At 73.1% G+C, this 18,646-nt stretch carries 15 protein-coding genes; 12 read left to right on the top strand and 3 right to left on the bottom strand.

Annotated features, from left to right (window positions below):
• Positions 1-27: 27 nt before the first annotated feature.
• Positions 28-2,550: a bifunctional lysylphosphatidylglycerol flippase/synthetase MprF gene (locus tag V7793_RS11325; RefSeq protein WP_336005184.1), complete on the bottom strand. Its 2,523-nt coding sequence runs from the start codon at positions 2,548-2,550 to the stop codon at positions 28-30.
• Positions 2,547-3,863, bottom strand: a complete 1,317-nt coding sequence (locus tag V7793_RS11320; protein ID WP_336005181.1) for an alpha/beta hydrolase — start codon at positions 3,861-3,863, stop codon at positions 2,547-2,549. The genes V7793_RS11325 and V7793_RS11320 overlap by 4 nt, the downstream gene beginning before the upstream one ends.
• Positions 3,864-4,036: 173 nt before the next feature.
• On the opposite strand from V7793_RS11320, the gene V7793_RS11315 reads away from it, so the two are divergent.
• The 12 genes from V7793_RS11315 (at position 4,037) to V7793_RS11260 (ending at position 17,773) form a co-directional block, all read left to right on the top strand.
• Positions 4,037-4,996 (top strand): 2OG-Fe(II) oxygenase, encoded by a 960-nt coding sequence (locus V7793_RS11315; RefSeq protein WP_336005180.1) that lies wholly within the window; start codon positions 4,037-4,039, stop codon positions 4,994-4,996.
• Between the two features lie 479 nt (positions 4,997-5,475).
• Positions 5,476-5,640: a hypothetical protein gene (locus V7793_RS11310; protein WP_160330226.1), complete on the top strand. Its 165-nt coding sequence runs from the start codon at positions 5,476-5,478 to the stop codon at positions 5,638-5,640.
• 127 nt (positions 5,641-5,767) lie between these two features.
• The gene (locus V7793_RS11305; protein ID WP_336005175.1) at positions 5,768-7,327 is read left to right on the top strand and encodes a radical SAM/SPASM domain-containing protein; all 1,560 of its coding nucleotides are present in this window, start codon (positions 5,768-5,770) and stop codon (positions 7,325-7,327) included.
• A 12-nt stretch (positions 7,328-7,339) separates the two neighbouring features.
• Positions 7,340-9,181: a carbamoyltransferase C-terminal domain-containing protein gene (locus V7793_RS11300; protein WP_336005173.1), complete on the top strand. Its 1,842-nt coding sequence runs from the start codon at positions 7,340-7,342 to the stop codon at positions 9,179-9,181.
• A gap of 86 nt (positions 9,182-9,267) precedes the next feature.
• Positions 9,268-10,158 (top strand): phytanoyl-CoA dioxygenase family protein, encoded by an 891-nt coding sequence (locus V7793_RS11295; RefSeq protein ID WP_336005171.1) that lies wholly within the window; start codon positions 9,268-9,270, stop codon positions 10,156-10,158.
• A 52-nt stretch (positions 10,159-10,210) separates the two neighbouring features.
• Positions 10,211-11,533, top strand: a complete 1,323-nt coding sequence (locus V7793_RS11290) for an MFS transporter (RefSeq protein ID WP_336005169.1) — start codon at positions 10,211-10,213, stop codon at positions 11,531-11,533.
• Positions 11,514-12,443, top strand: a complete 930-nt coding sequence (locus tag V7793_RS11285) for an NAD(P)/FAD-dependent oxidoreductase (protein WP_336005166.1) — start codon at positions 11,514-11,516, stop codon at positions 12,441-12,443. Before V7793_RS11290 ends, V7793_RS11285 begins: the two co-directional genes overlap by 20 nt.
• 50 nt (positions 12,444-12,493) lie before the next feature.
• Complete coding sequence (locus tag V7793_RS11280) at positions 12,494-13,417, top strand: SGNH/GDSL hydrolase family protein (protein ID WP_336005164.1); 924 nt, start codon at positions 12,494-12,496, stop codon at positions 13,415-13,417.
• Between the two features lie 176 nt (positions 13,418-13,593).
• A complete protein-coding gene (locus tag V7793_RS11275) occupies positions 13,594-15,426 on the top strand; it encodes a carbamoyltransferase family protein (RefSeq protein WP_336005161.1) in 1,833 nt (610 codons plus the stop codon).
• A gap of 25 nt (positions 15,427-15,451) precedes the next feature.
• Entirely contained in the window at positions 15,452-15,607 is a 156-nt protein-coding gene (locus V7793_RS11270) for a hypothetical protein (protein ID WP_336005159.1), read from the top strand.
• A gap of 62 nt (positions 15,608-15,669) precedes the next feature.
• The gene (locus V7793_RS11265; protein WP_336005157.1) at positions 15,670-16,758 is read left to right on the top strand and encodes a PP2C family protein-serine/threonine phosphatase; all 1,089 of its coding nucleotides are present in this window, start codon (positions 15,670-15,672) and stop codon (positions 16,756-16,758) included.
• Positions 16,759-16,825: 67 nt separating this feature from the next.
• Positions 16,826-17,773 (top strand): MBL fold metallo-hydrolase, encoded by a 948-nt coding sequence (locus V7793_RS11260; RefSeq protein WP_336005154.1) that lies wholly within the window; start codon positions 16,826-16,828, stop codon positions 17,771-17,773.
• Between the two features lie 80 nt (positions 17,774-17,853).
• Here the strand turns inward: V7793_RS11260 and V7793_RS11255 are convergent.
• A partial coding sequence (locus V7793_RS11255) for a hypothetical protein (protein ID WP_336005150.1) occupies positions 17,854-18,646 on the bottom strand: 793 nt, incomplete at its 5' end.

Genomic DNA, 18,646 nt, shown 5'->3' with positions numbered 1-18,646 from the left:
GCCGGTCGCAGGACCGCCGTCGCCGGCTCAGGCGGAGAACTGCCGCATCAGCCGCACCCCTTGGGCCGGCGTCATGTGCGGCAGGTACGCCTTGCCGATGGCGCGGGTGATGGCGGGGAGGGCGGCCGGGTCCGGATAGGCCATGTACATGGGGTGGTACTGCGGCTGGAACTTGGACTTGAAGCTCAGGAGCGACCGGAAGCCGTAGACCGGTTCGAGGACCTTGCCCCCGTAGTCGAGGATCCGCTGGAGCGCCGCCGGCGGCTCCTCCGTGGCCTTGCGGGCGAGCGGGGCGCCCGAGAGGCTGAGGAAGCGGGCGCCCTCCTCCTGGAAGCCGAGTGCGGCCGAGGCGATCAGGAATTCCATCGAGCCGCGGAAGCCGGCGGCCCGGCGCCGCATGAAGTCCAGCGTCCAGCCGGCCGGCCGACCCGCTTCGTAGACCGGCATCCAGCTGGTGATGCCGTGCACCGTGCGGTCGCCGTCCACGGCGATCAGGCAGCGCACGGCCGGGTCGTCGAGCTCGTCCAGGCCGCCGAGGGTGAAGCCCATCTCCGGCAGTCCCTTGTCGGCGACCCACTCCTCGGAGATCGAGCGCACCTGGTCGGTGATGGCGACCGGGGCGTCGGGGTAGGACCACCACTCGGCGGTGATGCCCTCCTTCTTGGCCTTGTTGAGGGCGGTGCGCACGTCCTGCCACTTCTTGCCGGTGAAGGCGAGGTCGGGCAGGGGCACGACGGTGTCCTCGGCGACCTGCACCGAGCGCCAGCCCAGGGCCTCGGCCGCGGCGCGCGACTCCTCGCCGACGCTGTAGAAGCACGGCGTCCAGCCGCGCTCGTCGCAGTGGCGCGCGAAGCCCGCGACGGCCTCGGCCCGCGCGTCGGGCGCGCCGAAGGGTTCGCCGGTGGTCAGGGCCACCGTGGCGACCACCCGGTAGGCCACGGCCGCCCGGCCCTTCGCGTCGAACCAGTAGTAGTTGCCGTCCCACGTGGTGAGGTAGCTGAGCGTCGAGCCGCCGTGCGCGACGAGGAGTCCGCGGGCGCGCACGGCGGCGTCGGCGTCGGTGTGCAGGCGCGGGCGGCGGAAGGTGACCAGCAGCGCGATCAGGGTGACGAGCCAGAAGACGAGGCCGCAGTAGTGGAAGAGGGCCTGCGCGGTCCCGCCGACCGGGACCGGCCAGTCGGTGAAGGTGGCGAGCAGTGTCGGCGGCAGGAACTCCGAGGCCAGCCCGGAGAAGAGCACCGACGGCGTGGCGTCCGGGTCGTACTGGTCGCGCACTACGTAGCCGATCCCGACGTACGCGGCGCAGGCCAGGACGAGCGCGCCGCCGACGACGGCGGCGAGGCCGCGCGTGGCGGAGCGCGGCAGCCGCAGGTCGAAGCGGGCGCGGGTGGCGATCAGGAGGACGACGATCAGGACGGGCAGCAGCATCTGCTCCGCGAAGGCCTGGGCGTACGTGGAGCGTTCGGCGGGCTCGGCCCATCCGGCGGGGTGGCTGAGGAAGTCGTCCAGCCACCAGGAGAAGAGGGCGATCCAGGCGAGGTGGACGAGGACGGCCAGTGCCCAGGCGAGCCGCAGCCCGCGGCGCAGCCCCTCGGCGAGGACGAGCATGAGGGCGGGGACGAGTACGGCCATGACGGTGGCCGGGGAGTCGTGGAAGTTCCGCAGGGCGTGGACGAAGTGGCAGTCCTCCTTCGAGGCGGCGCAGGCCTCGGCGACCTCCTGGCCGGTGGGCTGCACCGAGACGTAGAGCTGGAAGGAGTTGAGGGGGCCGTAGGCGTCCCGGTAGAGGATCGCGACCATGGGGCCGATGGCGGCGGCGGCCACGACGAGCGCGACGAGGACGCGGGCCTCGGTGTGGGAGGAGTGCCGCAGGCGCCAGGGACCGGTCCGGTGGTACAGCACGGCGCCGATGACGAGGCCGACGACGGCGCCGCCGAGGCGCAGGACGCCCTGGAGGTGGCCGACGTAGAGGGCCATGACGAGGGCGAAGGCGACGATGCCGAGGCGGGTGCGGCGCCGCCACAGGGCGGTGAGCCGGTAGCTGAGGACGCCGCCGACGGCGAGGGCGCCGACGGTGGGGGTCACGGCGAGGTAGCCGGCGAGCTCTTCCAGCCACCACTCCCCCGCGAGGTTGCCGAGCTGGACGATGCCGGCGCCGAGGAGCGTGCCGAGGATCTGGCCGCCGATGAGGACGGCTGCGGTGCGGGCCACGCCCAGGCGCCGCTCGGAGGGGGTGACGAGCAGCAGGATGATGATGGTGGCGCCGATGTAGCCGCCGAGTCCGGGGCACCACAGCAGGGAGCTGACGGGGGTCCACCAGCGGCCTTCGGCGAGTGCGGGGACGCCGACACCGACGTGTTCCATGCGGTGCGGGCCCGGCCCGCTGCCGAGGCTGCCGGTGACCGCCCCGACGATCCACAGCACCGCGAGGAAGGCGAGGGTGAAGGGGGCGTGCCGGACGGGGGCGAGCAGGCGGTCGAGGGTGACGCGCCAGGGGTGGGTGCTGTCGCCGGTGGTGGGCGCGGGCGGCGGGGCGGTGGTCTCGCTCATCGGATCAGCCCCGTCTCGCGAGAGATCCAGGGCAGTTGTCTCTCCAGTCCGGGCCGCCAGACCTGCCAGCTGTGGCCGCCGGGGAGCAGGACCCATTCGGCGCGCATCCCGGCCTTGACGGCCGCGTCGTACACCGTGCGCTGCTGGGGCCGGTAGGTGCTGTCGCTGCTGCCCGCGATGAAGGCGGCCTTCGTATCGGGGAAGCGCTGCCGTGCCATGACGTCGAGGGGGTTGACCGCGGTGAAGGCCGCCTCGTCGCCGCCGAAGGCCTTGTCGACGGTCTTCCGGCGGCTGCCGAGCGTGGGCGCCTCCTGGCCGGAGATGTCGTTGACGACCCCGTAGATCTGAGGGGCGTTGACGCCGAGCTGGATCGAGCAGGTGCCGCCGAAGGAGATGCCGGAGATCACCCAGGAGGTGCGGGCGGTGGCGACCTGGAGGTGGGTGCGGATCCAGTCGGGGACGTCGGTGGCGAGGTAAGTCTGGACGTTGCCGAGGCGGGAGTCGAGGCAGAGGGTGTTGGCGAACTGGGAGCCGAGCGGGTCCACGACGACGACCACGGGCGCGAGTCCGCGGTGTGCGCCGGCGAAGGCGTTCATCATGTCGACGAGCCGCCCGGAGTTGATCCAGTCGTCGGGGGACCCGGGCTGGCCGGCCATGAGGACGACGACGGGCAGCAGGGGGCGCGGGGTGGCCCGGTAGGCGGGCGGCAGGTAGACGTAGGCGCTGCGGGCGTCGAAGCCGGACCGGGTGCCGGGGATGGACGACTTGGAGAGGGTGCCGTTCCCGGCCATGCCCGGGGGCGGGTGCCAGACGTCGGCGACGGCCTTGCCCGCGGGGACGCGCAGGGCGGGCTCGGTGCGTCCGGTGGCGTCGGTGATGCTCGTGGTCTTCGTGAGCCAGGAGTTGAGGGCGGAGCGCGCGGTGGGGTACTGGTCGAAGTGCTGATTGATCTCGGAGGCTCCCAGGAGCACGGCAAGGAGGGCGGCGAGGGCGGCGCCGGCCCAGTAGCGGGGGCGCAGCTGCGGGATGCGGAAGGCGGCGAGGCAGATGCCGAGGACGGCGATCCCGGCCCAGATGACGACGTTGAGGGGCAGGGGGTCGGGGAAGGGCTGCCACCAGTCGTCGACGGCGGTCCGCAGGAGCCAGGTGAGGACGGCGGCCAGCAGGACGGCGAGCGGGGCCCACCGGGTCCACCAGGTGCGGCGGCGGGAGAGGAGGAGCACCGCCAGGGCGCACAGGCCCACGGCCAGCAGGGCGACCGGAATCCATCCGCTCACCAGGGACCAGTCCAGCGGTCCTGCCGCGATCCGCATCCGACGCACCTCCCTGAAAATGCTACATATCCCCATAAAGGCAGCAACTCGGGAACGCACGTCACGACCCTTGCCAGTGAAGGGGTGCGGTGGGAGATTCTCGGTGCCCCCCGTCCGGCCGTTCAGCCATTCAGCTGTTCAGCCGAAAGCGTTCTCCCCATAGGAGATGCCTCGTGCCCACGACGTCGACAGGGAGCGGCAGAGCCGGCGCACTCGTTCTGCCCCAGGCCCCCGACGGATTCCGTAAGGCCCTCAAGGCGCTGCGCGCCCGGCCGCCCCTGCGCAGTGCCCGGCTCCCCGCGGAGCCGCCCTGGCGGAGCCGGTTCGTGTCGCAGGACCCCGCCGGGCCGGTGACCTCCCTGCGGGAGTTCGGCTACCGCGAGGAAGAGCTGTGGCGCCGGGAGGGACGGGTCGACGACGCGGCCCTGGCCGGGCCGTGGCGCATCCTGACGGAGGAGGGGCTGGACCACCTCGCCACGGTGTGCGGGCAGCTCGAAGTGGCGGCGCAGGACGCCGGGTTCACCGCGACGCGGCGGCTGCGCGCCGCCGACCTGCTCTCGCCGTTCATCGCCAACATGATCCGCGACCGCGACTTCCTCCTCACCTGTTCCCGGCTGGTCGGCGTCCCGCTGATCCCCCATCCGCTGCGGCTGCCCACGGCTCAGGTCAATTACGGCGAGGGCCGGGGCCGGCAGGGCGGCGTCCGCTGGCACCGCGACGGCATGGATTACGTCTTCACCATTCAGCTGAGCGGCTACGACGACTACGACGGCGGCCGTTTCACGTACTTCCAGGGGCGCACGGACGAATTCCCCGGCCCGGGGCGGGAGGATTCCCGGTTCCGCGAGGCGGACTGCGGGGAGCGCGGCGCCACGCTGTTCCTGCACGGCAGCCGTATCTTCCACGCGGTCACCCCCGTGACGAAGGGCCACCGGGTGACCTTGGTGATCTCCCTCTTCTGCCCGTATTTCGCGCGGCAGGATTCGAATACGTTCTGGCACCTGGCGGCCGACGACGGCATTCCCGCCACCGTTCCCGGCTGGCTGCGCCTGAAGTGGCCCGCACGGAATCCCGCCGTGGATTACAGCCTGCGCGCCGGCAGCCCGGTCGTCACGTGGGACGACCTCCGCTAGGCCCGGGGCGCGCCGGGCGGCACGCGCGGCGTCCGCCCGGCGCACACGGGGAATCCGGCGCGCTCCCCCGCGTACGCGCACGGCTGTGATGCCGCGGGCAGGGAAGAGCGCCGGGCGGCGCTGGAAAAGAGCGCGCCACAGATCATTCACCTTCCCGGCGCCGGTTCCCCTCTGCTCCGTAACGGCCCGTAAGGCGCTGGCATTTGATCCATGCCATGCACATGCATACCCGGTGCAGTGAGCAGAAGGACCGTTTTTCGCATGATGCCTGGTGAGGCCGGAACCCCACCCTCACCCTGTCACCGCCTTCGCCCTTCTCGAACAGGAATCCATGGCATTCATATGGTCATCGCACCCCCCTCGATCAAGTAATACGCTCCGAAAAATGTGGCCGGAACAAATATCCCCCGGCCCAACCCGGCCATGATTCGCTGACCGCGTATGTACGCATACCGCCCGACCACGGCGAGGAGAGACTGATGGCCGAAGTCAAGAAAATGATCACGCCGACGCCCACGGCGTCGTCGCGCCCCTGCGGGTTCGTCTCGCCCGACAAGGGCAACGCACCGACGATCACACCGGTGCCGAAGGCGGAGTCCGTCACGGAGGTCTCCGAGACGAAGGCACCGGCCACACCCGCCTAGTCGTCCCGGCGCACCGGTTCCGACGGGCCCGCCGCCTCACGCCCGCGGCGGGCCCGTTCCACGAGCGCGCTCCCCGGCCCGCCCCGGCCCGTTTGATCTCGCACCGTTTCCAGGAGGAAGTCCACCGATGTCGGCTCCGGTTTACCAGTCCTCCCGCTACGTCCGTACGATGCGCACCGCCAAGGACCGTGACTTCGCCCGGTTCGGCGGCCGGCTCGACGCCTATGACGGCACCGAGCGCACGGTGGCCTTCCACTCCCTCTTCGGCAACGCCCGCCTGGTGGACCGCGACACGGTCGAACTGCTCCGCGAAGCCGCCGGCGGCATCCCCCTGGACCTGCTGCGGGAGCGGGCGGGCAGCGAGGCCGTCGACAGCCTGATCGAGGCGCAGTACCTCGTGGAGGCCGGGCACGACGAGGCCGCGCAGATCGACGAACTCCTCGCCGCCCGGGGCGAGGCGCTCAGCAGCGGCGTCTTCCACTCCTCGATCCAGCTGGTGCTGACCAACGCGTGCAACTTCTCCTGTCAGGGCTGTTTCGCCTACAACTTCGACGGCGGCGTGGAGGAGCGCAACACGTCCGGGGAGTCCGTCAAGCCGGGCCCGGTCCTCGTCCAGCTGCGCACCGCGCGCGGCGACAGCGGCCCGACGCTCGCCCGCGGCGACTGGAACGAGGGCACCGACGGCGCCCGCAACCCCTCGATGCACATGTCCCCGCAGGTGGCGGAGAAGACGCTGCGCGAAGCGGTGGCGCTGCGCAAGGCCAATGGCGGCGGCGAACTCACCGTGTCCTTCTTCGGCGGCGAGCCGACGCTCGCCCGCAACACGATCCTGCACATCCTGCGCACCTTCGGGCACTTCCACGACGGCGTCTCGCTGTCGTACGACATGACGAGCAACGGCTCGCGCATCGACGCCGAGCTGCTGCAGGCCCTGGCCGACCACCGGGTCTCCACCACCGTCTCCATCGACTACCTCGTCCCCGAGACCGGCGAGTTCCGCGGCGGGCAGCAGCAGCGCACACCGTGGCCGGTGGTGCGCAAGGCCATCCTCGACATGAAGGCCGCGGGCGTGCCCGTCAGCATCACCACCGTCCTGTCGCAGTACACGTGGGACAAGTGGGGCACCCCGCTGATCGACTTCGTCGCCGAGGCCGGCCTGGACTCCCTGGACGTGATCGTCTCCTTCCAGGCCCGCGAGTTCTTCGAGCAGCACAGCCCGCACGACGTGGCGCAGAAGCTGCTGTCCGCCGTCGACTACGGGCGCGAGCGCGGGGTCCAGCTCAGCGGGTACTGGTACCAGACGTTCCAGATGATCGCCGACGAGGCGAAGTGGGCCGCGCAGGCGGACTACAAGACGTGCCCGGCCGTGGGCCGGCAGCTGTCCATCGAGCCCAACGGCAGCGTGTTCGCCTGCAAGGCGACCGCGCGCAAGCTCGGCACCATCGACGACTGGCGGGGCGTGTTCAACTCCTCGGCCTACCGGGACTACGGCATGCGCGCCTACACCAACGGGCCCGGCTGCCAGGGCTGCGAGCTGCAGGGCACGTGCTCGGGCGGCTCGGCGGGCGCCCTGGAGGAGGAGAACGGATCCATCCAGGTGATGTCTCCGGGCTACTGCGCGTACATGCGCGAAGTCGTCCAAGGGCTGCTGGAGCGCCACCACGCCCAGTTCTGCGCGGGCGTCTGAGGAGCCCGGCAGATGCCGACGATCGGACTCAACTTCGGGCACGACGGGGGCGCGGCACTGGTCCGGCCCGGCGGGCTCCACCTCATCGAGGGCGAGCGGCAGGTGGGGCTGCGGCACGTGTGCGGCGGCAACGCCCGGTTCGCCGGCGAGATCGGCGACTGGGTGAACCGGCTGCACGCGCTCGCCCGCGGCCCGGTCACCGCGGTCGCCGTCGCCGACTGGTACACCCCCGCGTGCCGGATCCTGCCCGAAGGGCTCGTCGAGCTCGTCTCCGAGGACATCACCTGGAGCCGCCCGGGCGACGCCCTGGCCACGTCCGTGCTGCGCCCGGTCAAGTCCGTGGACTGGCCGCTCGCCGACGGCCCCGCGGGCCCCCTGCCCGTCGTGGCCGTCCGCCACCACTACGCGCACGCCGCCCTGGCCCACTACACCTCCGGCGCGGCCAGGACCCTCACGCTCGTCCTGGACGGCACCGGCAACTACGCCGAGTGCGGCATGGTGTGCCTGGGCGACGGCCCGTCGCTCACCCCCGTCCTGTCCTTCAGCAACCGCACCGGCCCCCGCTTCGGGCTGGTCTACGAGGCGCTGGCCCGCAGGGTGCACGGCGGGCAGTTCGACACGGGCAAGCTGCTGGGCCTGGCCGCCACCGGCGCCACCGACCCGGACCTATTGCCCGTGCTGCGCACGATGCTCGCCGGGGAGCGCGCCCGGCGCACCACGCCCGACCTCCTCGCACCCCTGGGCGGCCGGGCGCCCGCCGGCAGCGCCCTGCGGTACGAGGACACCTGGTACCCCTACGACGAGGACGCGGGCGGCTACCTCGACGGGCTGCTGGCCGACGCCACCGACGACGACGTCGTGCACTCCTACGGCGGGGTGTTCCCCGACGAGATCCGCACCCCGCGCGGGCACCGCTACCTCGTGGGCCACAGCCCAAGCGACCCGGTCTGCCGCACCCTGGCGGCGACGCTCCAGACCGCCGTCGAGGAGGACCTCGCCCACCTCGTCGCCGGGCTGCACGAGCGCTGGCCCGGCTATCCGGCGCTCTGCTACGCCGGGGGCTGCGCCCTGAACATCACGGCGAACACGCGCATCGCGGAGAGCGGCCTGTTCACCCGGGTCTCCATCCCCACCTGCTGCGACGACTCCGGGATCGCGCTGGGCGCGGCGCTGGCCGTGGCCGCGCCGGAGGACCGGCCGGCGCCGGCGGCCGGCGGGATCCGCCCCGGGCCGGAGCTGGCCTACTGCGGCCCCCGGCTCACGGCGCGCGATCCGCTGCGCACCGGGCGGACCCGCCTGACCCTCGCGAGTGACACCGCCCTCGTCGACCACGTGGCCGCCCTGCTCGCCGGGCGCAAGTGCGTGGCCTGGCTCGGCGGCGGCATGGAGACCGGGCCGCGTGCCCTGGGGCACCGGTCGCTGCTCGTCTCACCGCACTGGACCGGCGCCCGGCGCCACGTCTCGCAGACCATCAAGCGCCGCGAGTGGTTCCGCCCGGTGGCCCCGCTGTGCCCCGCCGAGGTGGCCGACGCGTACTTCACCGGCCCGCTCGACCACACCGACACGATGCTGTTCGCCGTGCGCGTCCGCGAGGAGATGGCGGAGCGGCTCGCCGAGGTGCGGCACATCGACGGCACCGCTCGGCTGCAGACCGTGTACGCCGCGGAGCACCCGCTGCTGCACCGCCTGTGCCACGCGCTGGCCGGCCGCACCGGGCTGCCGATCCTCATCAACACCAGCGCCAACGGCGGCGGACGGCCCATCCTCAACGACCTCGGGGACGCGCTGGAGCTGCTGGACACCACGGCGCTGGACGCCGTCGTCCTGGCCGACGAGCGGGCCGTCATCACCTGAACGGACCGGGTGACCGCCCGCCCCGCCCGTCCACCCGCCCGTCCGTCCGCCCGTCCGCAGAGCACGAGTCACAAGGAGCACCGAACATGGCGAGGACCCAGCTCAGGGACATCCGCAAGGAGCTGCCCCTGCGTGTGCTGTCCCCCGAGGACTGGGAGCACTGGACCACCCGCGGCTACGTCGTCGTCCGTCAGGCCGTGCCCGCCGGCAACGTGGAGCGGCTGGAGAGGGCCCTGTGGGAATTCGAGGACATGACCCCCGGTGACCCCTCCACCTGGTATGCGGGCCGCACGGACAACCAGCGGCTGCCCGGCCACAGCGGGCTGGTGGAGATCTACAACCACCAGGCCATGTGGGACAACCGGCAGACGCGGCGGGTGTACGACGCGTTCGTCGACATCTGGGACACCACCGGCCTGTGGGTCGTGATCGACTTCGCCAACGTCAACCCGCCCAACCGCGGCAGCCGGGAGTTCGGCGGGTTCGTCCACTGGGACGTCGACACCTCCCGGCGGCCGCTGCCCATCAGCTGCCAGGGCGTGCTCTCGGTCAGCGAGGGCAACGAGGAGATCGGCGGCTTCCAGTGCGTGCCCGGCATCTTCGAGAAGCTGGACGGCTGGCTGGAGGAACAGCCGCCGGACCGCGACCCGATGACGCCGGACATCACCGGCTACGAGATCGAGACGCTGCGGGTGGACCCCGGCGACCTGATCATCTTCAACAGCCTGCTGCCGCACGGAGTACGCCCGAACCGCTCCGCGGACCGGGTGCGTATGGCACAGTACATCTCCATGGCGCCCGCCCTGGAGGACGACGCCGCGCTCCGGGACAGCCGCGTACGGTTCTGGCGGGACCGCATCCCGCCGCACGAGCACGAGCACCACGGAAGCCCTCGCAAGAAGGAGCGCGAGCTCTACGGGCGCGCCGAGCTCACTCCGCTGGGCGAGCGGCTCCTGGGGCTCACGAGTTGGTCGTGACCGCGCCGGGCGGCGGGGCCGCGGGGCACGGCCGGACGCGGAGTGAAGTCCCTTGACCAAGACCGGGGCACCGGCCCGCAAGCCCGTGCTGGGCAGCCGCTTCCACTGGCTCTGGTCGTCGTCCGTGGCGTCCAACGCCGGGGACGGCGTCACCCGCACCCTGCTGCCCCTGCTGGTGGTCGCGAGCCACCCGCAGCCGATGGTGGTGGCCGGGCTCACAGCGGTCAACATGCTGCCGTGGCTGCTGTTCGCGCTGCCCGCGGGCGTCCTGGCGGACCGTCACGACCGGCGGCGCATCCTGCTCGTCAGCAACGTCACGCGCGCCGCCGCGCTGCTGGCGGCCGTCGCGGCGTTCGCGGCGGGCACGTCGCTGGCCGTGCTGTACGTGCTGTCGTTCGTCCTCGGGATCGCCGAGACCCTGGCGGAGACCGCGGCGCCGGCGATGCTGCCCGACATCGTGAAGCCGGAGCACCTGGAGCACGCCAACGGCAGGCTGTTCGCCCCGCAGATCATCCTCAACGAGATGGCGGGCCCGCCGCTGGCCGGCCTCCTGGTCGGGGTCGGCGCGACGCTGGCGCTGGCGACGGGCGGGGCGCTCTACGGGCTCGCCGCCGTCCTGCTGCTCGGCCTGGCCGGCGTCAGGGCGGCCCCGCGCACGGCGCCCCCGCCCGGCACGTCCGCGGCCCGCTCCCTGTGGCAGGACCTGCGCACCGGGGTCTCCTTCGTGCTCACACGGGCGGCGCTCACCCGCACGCTGGCCGCCAGCGCCCTCTACGGCCTGGTGTACTCCGCGACGTTCTCGATGCTGGTGCTGCTCGCCTACCGCACCCTGCATCTGCACGCCACCGGCTACGGCCTGCTGCTGACCGTCGGCTCCGTGGGCTCGATCGCCGGGACGTGGCTCGCGCCCCGGCTGGCGCGGCGGCTGCCCACGCTCGTCCTGGCGCAGTGGTCGCTGATCCTGTCGGGCGCGGCCTACGTGGGCCTGGGGCTGGCGGGGAACACGGTCCTCGCGGGGGTCGCGATCTTCTGCAACGGCCTCTTCATGATGAGCTGGAACATCCCGGTCCTGTCCCTGCGCCAGCGGTTCGCGCCGCCGGAACTGCAGGGCCGCGTGATGAGCGTGTCACGGCTGTGTTCGTGGGGAACGATGCCGATCGGAGCGGCCCTCGGCGGCCTGCTCGCCCGCACCACGTCCGTCACCACCGTCTTCGTCTCGTCCGGGGCCGTCCTGATCCTGGGATCCGTCGCCCTGCTCGCCCCGCTGCGCCAGGACGTGCTCACCGGTGAACAGCCGGAGTCCTCCCGCGTACCGCACCAGCACCAGCAGCACACCGACACCGAAAGAGGAGAGCATGACCGCGGAAGCGTATGACACCGTGATCGTCGGCGGCGGCCCGGCGGGCCTCAACGCGGCGCTGTACCTGGGCAGGTCGCGCAGGCGCGTCGCACTCGTCGACTCCGGCGACGCCCGGAACATGGCGGCGGGCGTCATGCACAACATGCTCACCAACGACGGGGTGAGCATCGCGGACTTCCGCGCCCGCGCCCGCGCCGAGATCTCCCGCTACGGCGTGGAGTTCCTCGACGACGAGGTGATCACCGTGGCACCCGAGGGCGATCGCCTGGTGACGACCGCCAAGGAGGCCGGGGCGCTCACGAGCCGCACGGTGCTCTACGCGGCCGGCGTGCGCTCGAAGCTCCCCGACGTGCCGGGGCTCGCCGCGCTGTGGGGCAAGGGCGTCTTCGAATGCCCGTACTGCCACGCCTACGAGGTGCGCGACGGCTCCTTCGGCGTGTACGGCGGTGCGGTGCCCGGCGAGTGCCTCGCCGCGACCCTGACCGCCTGGACGTCCTCGCTCACGTACCTGTCGGACCGGCGGGAGCTGCCCGAGGAGGAGCGCGGCTTCCTGGCCGCCTCGGGGGTGGAGACCGTGCCCGACGAGGTCACCGGCGTCTCGGCCCACCCCGACGGGGTGGCCGTCGAACTGGCCGGCGGGCGCTCGCTGTCCTTCACGGCCCTGTTCCTGCACATGGACACCGAGCCGCGCGTGGAGCCGCTGCGCCCCTGGCTGCAGGCCGCCGACCTCACCTCGGTGCAGACCGACGAGCGCGGCCGGACCTCGCTCCCCCGCCTGTACGTGGCCGGCGACCTCGGCAAGAACATGCAGCAGGCGGCCATGGCCGCGGCCAGCGGCGGCCTCGCGGCCATGGCCATCAACGCCGACCTGGTCCGCGAGGACCGGCCCGGCGCGCTCTACGACCTGCCGCCCGCCGCCCACTGAGAGCGCGGCCCGCCACCTGCCGCCCGGACACCCGAGGAGAGCCCTGCCCCATGAAGTCCCCGCGCGCCGAACTCGTCCCCCACATGGAGCACTACACCTTCGTCCTGGAGGACCAGCCCTACATCGGCTTCTTCCAGTACGGCAACGAGCGGACCCCGGTGTACTCCACCGACTCCTGCGGATTCCGGGTCACCCACACGGCGGATGGGCCGGCGACGGTGGCCGACGGCCGCCCGCCGGGTCCCGTCCGGCTGCTGGCCGGCAGCTCCGCGGTCTTCGGCGTGGGGGCGAGCGGGGACCACGCGACCGTCTCCTCGCGGCTGGGCAGCCACCACGCGCCCGGGCTGCCGTGGCTCAACTTCGCGGGCCAGAGCCTCAATTCGGCTCAGGAGCTGATGCTGCTGACGCTCTTCCAGCACCTGCTGGCGCCCGAGGTGGCGGAGATCGTCCTCTTCTCCGGCGTCAACAACCTCGTCCTCAGCCGGCTGCCCGCTGCGCAGCACGGCCGGCACGGCGCCTTCTTCGAGTGCGGGCCCGCGCCGGACGCGTCCGCGGTGCCGGGCCCGGCCGAGCGGATCGCGCACGCCACCGCGCTGACGGTCCGCCACCTCGGCGGGTGGAAGCTGCTGGCCGGGGCGCTCGGGGCGCGGCTGACGTTCGTCCTGCAGCCGCTGGCGCCCTGGGTGCGGGAGGAGCCCGCGGCCCAGGAGAAGGCGCTGTTCGACGAGCTGGACGACGTCTCCAACTGGCGCCGGCTGCACAACGACATCGCCTCGATGGACGTCGGCCGCGCCTACGCGGCGGCCCTGCGCGAGGGCTGTGCGGGGCTGGGGGTGCCGTTCCTGGACATGAACGAGGCCCTCGGGGCGGCGACGGGGCCCGCGGACTGGCTGTTCGTGGACCGGGTGCACTGCGTCGACGCGGGCTACGACGCGGTCGCCCGCGTCCTCGCCGACCGCCTCGGCACGGCCTGAGAGACCGGACGGACACCGGGAGGGAGGCATCGCATGGCACTGCTCCGCAGGATCCTGGCGCGGCTGCTGCGCCGCAAGCCGGCGCTGAAGCCGCAGCCGGCGGACGACGCGTCCATCTATCCCATGTTCTGATCCGGGGTTCGGGTTCAGGGTTCTGATGCGGGAAGGGACGCCGCGTGACGCAGCTGGTTCTCGGCCTGTCGGCCTTCTATCACGACAGCGCGGCCGCGCTGGTCGCCGACGGCGTCCCGGTCGCGGCCGCGCAGGAGGAGCGGTTCAGCCGCAGGCGGCACGACCCGTCCTTCCCGCACGAGGCGGTCGGCTACTGCCTGCGGGAGGCGGGGGCGGAGCTCGCCGACGTCGCCGCGGTCGCCTACTACGAGGATCCGGCGCTGAAGTTCCGGCGGGTGCTCGCGACGTACGCGGGGGCCGCGCCGCAGGGTCTCCCGTCGTTCCTGGACGGCATGCCGGCGTGGCTCGGCTGGAAGCGGCACGCCACGCGGGCGGTGCGCGACCACCTCGCCGGGCCGCGGGGCCGGGCGGTGCCGGAGGTCGTGGCGCGGCGCCACCACGAGTCCCACGCCGCGTCCGCGTTCTTCGCGAGCCCCTACCCGTCGGCCGCCGTGCTGTGCGTCGACGGGGTCGGCGAGTGGGCGACGACCACCGTGTGGCAGGGCGTGGGCACCCGGCTGCGGCACCTCGCCGAACTGCGGTTCCCGCACTCGCTGGGGCTGCTGTACTCGGCGTTCACCTACTTCTGCGGGTTCAAGGTCGACTCGGGCGAGTACAAGCTGATGGGCCTCGCGCCGTACGGGACGCCGCGCTTCGCGCCGCTGATCCGGGAGCGGCTGATCGACGTCAAGCCGGACGGCTCGTTCCGGCTGGACGTCACCTGGTTCGAGTTCCTGCGGGGGCGGGTGATGACCGGACCCGGCTTCGAGCAGCTCTTCGGCGGCCCGCGGCGCCGGCCCGAAGGACCCCTGACCGAGCGGGAGTTCGACCTGGCGGCCTCGGTGCAGCAGGTGACGGAGGAGGTGGTGCTCCGGCTGGCCCGCACCGCGCGGCGGCTGACCGGGGAGCCGCGGCTGTGCCTGGCCGGCGGCGTCGCGCTCAACTGCGTGGCCAACGGCAGGCTGCTGGAGGACGCGGGCCTGACGGAGCTGTGGGTGCAGCCCGCGGCCGGTGACGCCGGGGGCGCACTCGGGGCGGCGCTCGCGGAGGCCCACGAGCGGGGGGCGCCGCGGGCCCACCTCGGCTCCGGGCGCGACGCGATGGCGGGTGCGCTGCTGGGCCCGGCATACTCGGACGACGAGATCGGCGCGTATCTGGACGCCCACGGCATCCCGTACGAGCGCCCGGGCTTCGACGGCGTGGCGCGGCAGGTGGCCGGTGCGCTGGCGGGCGGTGCGATCGTGGGCTGGTTCCAGGGCCGGATGGAGTTCGGGCCGCGGGCGCTGGGCTCGCGGTCCATCCTCGCCGACCCGCGCGACCCGGGCATGCAGTCGGCGCTCAACCTGCGGACGAAGTTCCGCGAGTCGTTCCGGCCGTTCGCGCCCGCGGTGCTCGCCGAGGACGCGAAGGACTGGTTCGACCTGCGCCAGGAGAGCCCGTACATGCTGATCGTGGGCCGGGTGGCGGCCGCACAGCGGCTGGCCGCCGGGGTGCCGGCGGGGGTGCGCGGCCTGGATCTGCTGCACGTGCCGAGGTCGACCGTCCCGGCGGTCACGCACGTGGACGGCTCGGCGCGGGTGCAGACCGTGGACGGGCGCCACCCGCGGCTGCGCCGGCTGCTGCTGGCGTTCAAGGAGCGCACCGGCTGCCCGGTGCTGGTGAACACCTCGTTCAACGTGCGCGGCGAGCCGATCGTCCGTACCCCGCGGGAGGCCTACGCGTGTTTCATGCGGACCAACATCGATCTGCTGGCGCTGGGCGGGTTCCTGCTGCGCAAGGAGGACCAGCCGCCGTGGCAGGAGGAGCGGGACTGGCGTGGCGGGATCCCGATGGACTGATTGCCGGGGAAGGAGGTGTGACGCCGTGCGGACGGTGCTGCTGACCGCGGTGTACTACCTGGCGGTCACCCCGTGGGGCTGGTGCCGGCGGAGGGTGCGCGACCCCTTGGCGCGGCGCCTGCGGCCGCGGGCGCAGACGTACTGGCACTTCACACCGGGGAGCGGTCCCGGGGAGCGCTGACGGCGGGGCGATGCCGGACGGGTTGCGGCCGGGGCGGGTGTGCCTAATGGTGGAAACCAATCATGACGCACGTCACCGGCCCGGACGGTCAGCCCCAGGCGCCGCGCCTGCCGCATCGCGCGCGCCTCCTCGTCGTGGCGGCGTACGTGCTGCTGGGCACGGCCGTCGTGATGGACCTCGCGTCGGACCCTCGGTGGACGGTGTCCCCCGTCCTGGCCACCGCGCCGGTCCTCGCCAGTATCGGCTCCCGGAAGGCCCTGGTGCCGATGCTGGTCGGCCTGGGGGCGCTCGCCCTGGTCGCCCCGCTGGCGCTCGCCGACGACGAGGTGCCGCTGCTCGTCCACCTGACGTCGGGCTTCACGGTGCTGGCCATCACGTGCGTCAGCACCGCGAACGTGCTGCTGGTGGCCACGCGGGAGCGGGAGCTGCTGCAGTCGCGGTCGGTGGCGGAGGCCGCGCAGCAGACGCTGCTGCGGCCGCCGCCCGAGCGGCTGGACGGGCTGCGGGTGGCGGTGCGCTATCTGGCGGCCGCCGCGGAGGCGCGCGTGGGCGGCGACCTGTACGAGACGCTGGCGACGCCGTTCGGGACGCGGCTGCTGCTGGGGGACGTGCGCGGCAAGGGTCTCTCCGCGATCGACACGGCGGCGGCCGTGCTGGGGACGTTCCGGGAGGCCGCACAGGTCGAGCCGTCGCTCGCGGCCGTGGCGGGGCGCCTGGACGCCGCGATGTGCCGGCGGCGGCCCGGCGAGGAGTTCGTGACCGCCGTCCTGGTGCAGGTGGCCGGGCCGGGCCGGGCGGAGCTGGTGAACTGCGGGCATCTGCCGCCGCTGCTGTGCCGGGCGGGCCGGGTCAGGGAGGTGCCGGCCCCGGTCCCCCAGCCGCCGCTGGCGCTGCTGGGCATGGTGGAGGACGCCTACCGCGGGCAGGCCTTCGTCTTCGAGCGGGGCGACCTGCTGCTGCTGTACACCGACGGGGTGACGGAGGCGCGGGACGCCGCGGGCCGCTTCTATCCGCTGGCGGAGCGCCTGGCCGGCATGCCGGAGTCGGCTCCGGCGGCGCTGCTGGACCGCGTCGTCGCGGATCTGCTGGCCTACGCGGGCGGCGAGCTGTCGGACGACGCGGCGCTCCTCGCGGTGCGGCGCGAACAGTAAAGCTGCTCAACACAACGGTGATATCTGCCTCTTGGCGGTTCCGCCTGTGGTGCATAGCGTCGTTGGCATGCAGACGATCACCTTGGGCGGAGTGGACATCACCCGCATCGTGGAATGGCACTCGCCGGTCGCGCCCGTGCCCGCGATCTTTCCCTCCAGCACGCCGCGGATGTGGAAGGAGAACGAGTCGTGGCTGGCACCGGACTTCTGGCGTCCGGCCACCGACCAGCTGGTGTGCAACGTGCAGACGTGGGTGCTGCGCAGCGAGGGCCGTACGGTGCTCGTGGACACGGGGCTGGGCAACGACAAGGACCGGCCGCACATGCCGGACTGGTCGCACCTGAAGAGCGGCTACCTGGAGCGGCTGGCCGCCGCCGGGGTCCGTCCCGAGGACGTTGACGTCGTCGTGAACACGCATCTGCACTCGGACCACATCGGCTGGAACACCCGGTTACAGGACGGCGTGTGGGTGCCGACGTTCCCGAACGCGACGTATCTCGTCGCCAGGGCGGACTTCGACTACTGGAACCCGGACGGCCCGCACACGCCCCGGGGCGTCCTCGGGGACCTGAGCCTCGCGGAGGGCATCGCCGAGGTGTTCGAGGACAGTGTGCTGCCGGTGCACCGGGCCGGGCAGATGGTGCTGTGGGAGGGCGGGAGCCACCGTATCGACGGGGGGCTGAGCCTGGAGGCGGCTCCCGGGCACACGCCGGGCTCGGCCGTGGTGCGGCTGGAGTCGGGCACGGAGCGCGCCCTGTTCATCGGCGACCTGGTGCACAGTCCGCTGCAGATAGCCGAGCCCGACTGCGACACCTGCCTGAGCGAGGACCAGGCGCAGGCCACCCGCTCGCGGCGGCGGTTCCTGGAGGAGGCCGCCGACACCCGGGCCCTGGTGTTCCCGGCGCACCTGCCGGGTCACGGGGCCGCCGAAGTGCGCCGGGAGGGCGGGAAGTTCGCGCTCGCCCGCTGGGCGGCGTTCGACCGGACGGAGGACGGGGACCCGGGGCCGGCCTGACGCCGCCGGCGGTCCCCTGCAAAAGCCGGCGGGCCGGCCCTTGCGGAAGGGCCGGCCCGCGGCGTCACTGCGCAGGTGCGCTACTTGCCCGGGCTCCTGCCCGCCCGGACCGTGAAGGGCAGGTCCCGGTGGAAGAAGGACGAGTCTCCGTTGCCGACCGTCAGACCCGCGTCGACCTTGGTCACGTCGCGCGGGGCCGATCCGGCGACGGCGACCCGCAGCCGGTAGGCGGCGGTGGCGCCCGGCGCCAGCGGGCCCTTGGTGACCGGCAGCAGTGCGGCGCTCATGCCGGGGTCGCAGCCGCCGGCGACGAGCTGCACGCGCTCCCAGCCGTGGCCCGGCCTGTACTGCTGCAGGACGAGGTCCTTGGGGGCCAGGGCGTGGGCGGTGCCGGCGCCGTAGGCGAAGTAGGAGGCGTACAGGGAGGGGTAGGGGCGGTCGGTGGTGTTCTTCACCGTGAGGGTGAAGGGGGCGCTCGCCGCGCCGCCGCGGCTCAGCGCGGTGCCGCTCTTCCAGCCGCCGGCCGAGATGTCCGGCCGGGTGGCCGTGGCGGTGCGGGCCGGGGCGCGGTGGGTGCGGCCCTTGCCGTCCTCGACGGAGGTGGTGACGGTGACGGTGCCCGGACGGTCGAGGTCCTGGAGGCGCAGGGCCACGCTGTGCGGGCGGGACGCGCTCGCGTCGGCGGTGAGGGGGAAGGTGAAGATGCCGTGTGTGCCCGAGCCGGACGGACGGGCCTTCAGGTCCGTCCAGCTGTGGGTCCTGGGCACGTAGCGCTGGATCACGAGGGAGTCGGTGCTGAAGCCGCGGCTGCGGACGTCGAGCCGGACGGTGCCTTTGGAGACGGGCGTGCGCAGGGTGACGCCGGCGCGCGAC

Origin of the sequence: Streptomyces sp. KLMMK, assembly GCF_036961605.1 — a bacterium.
GTDB lineage: Bacteria > Actinomycetota > Actinomycetes > Streptomycetales > Streptomycetaceae > Streptomyces > Streptomyces telluris.
Note: the sequence above shows the minus strand (reverse complement) of the source record. Positions and strands in the feature narration are given on the sequence as shown.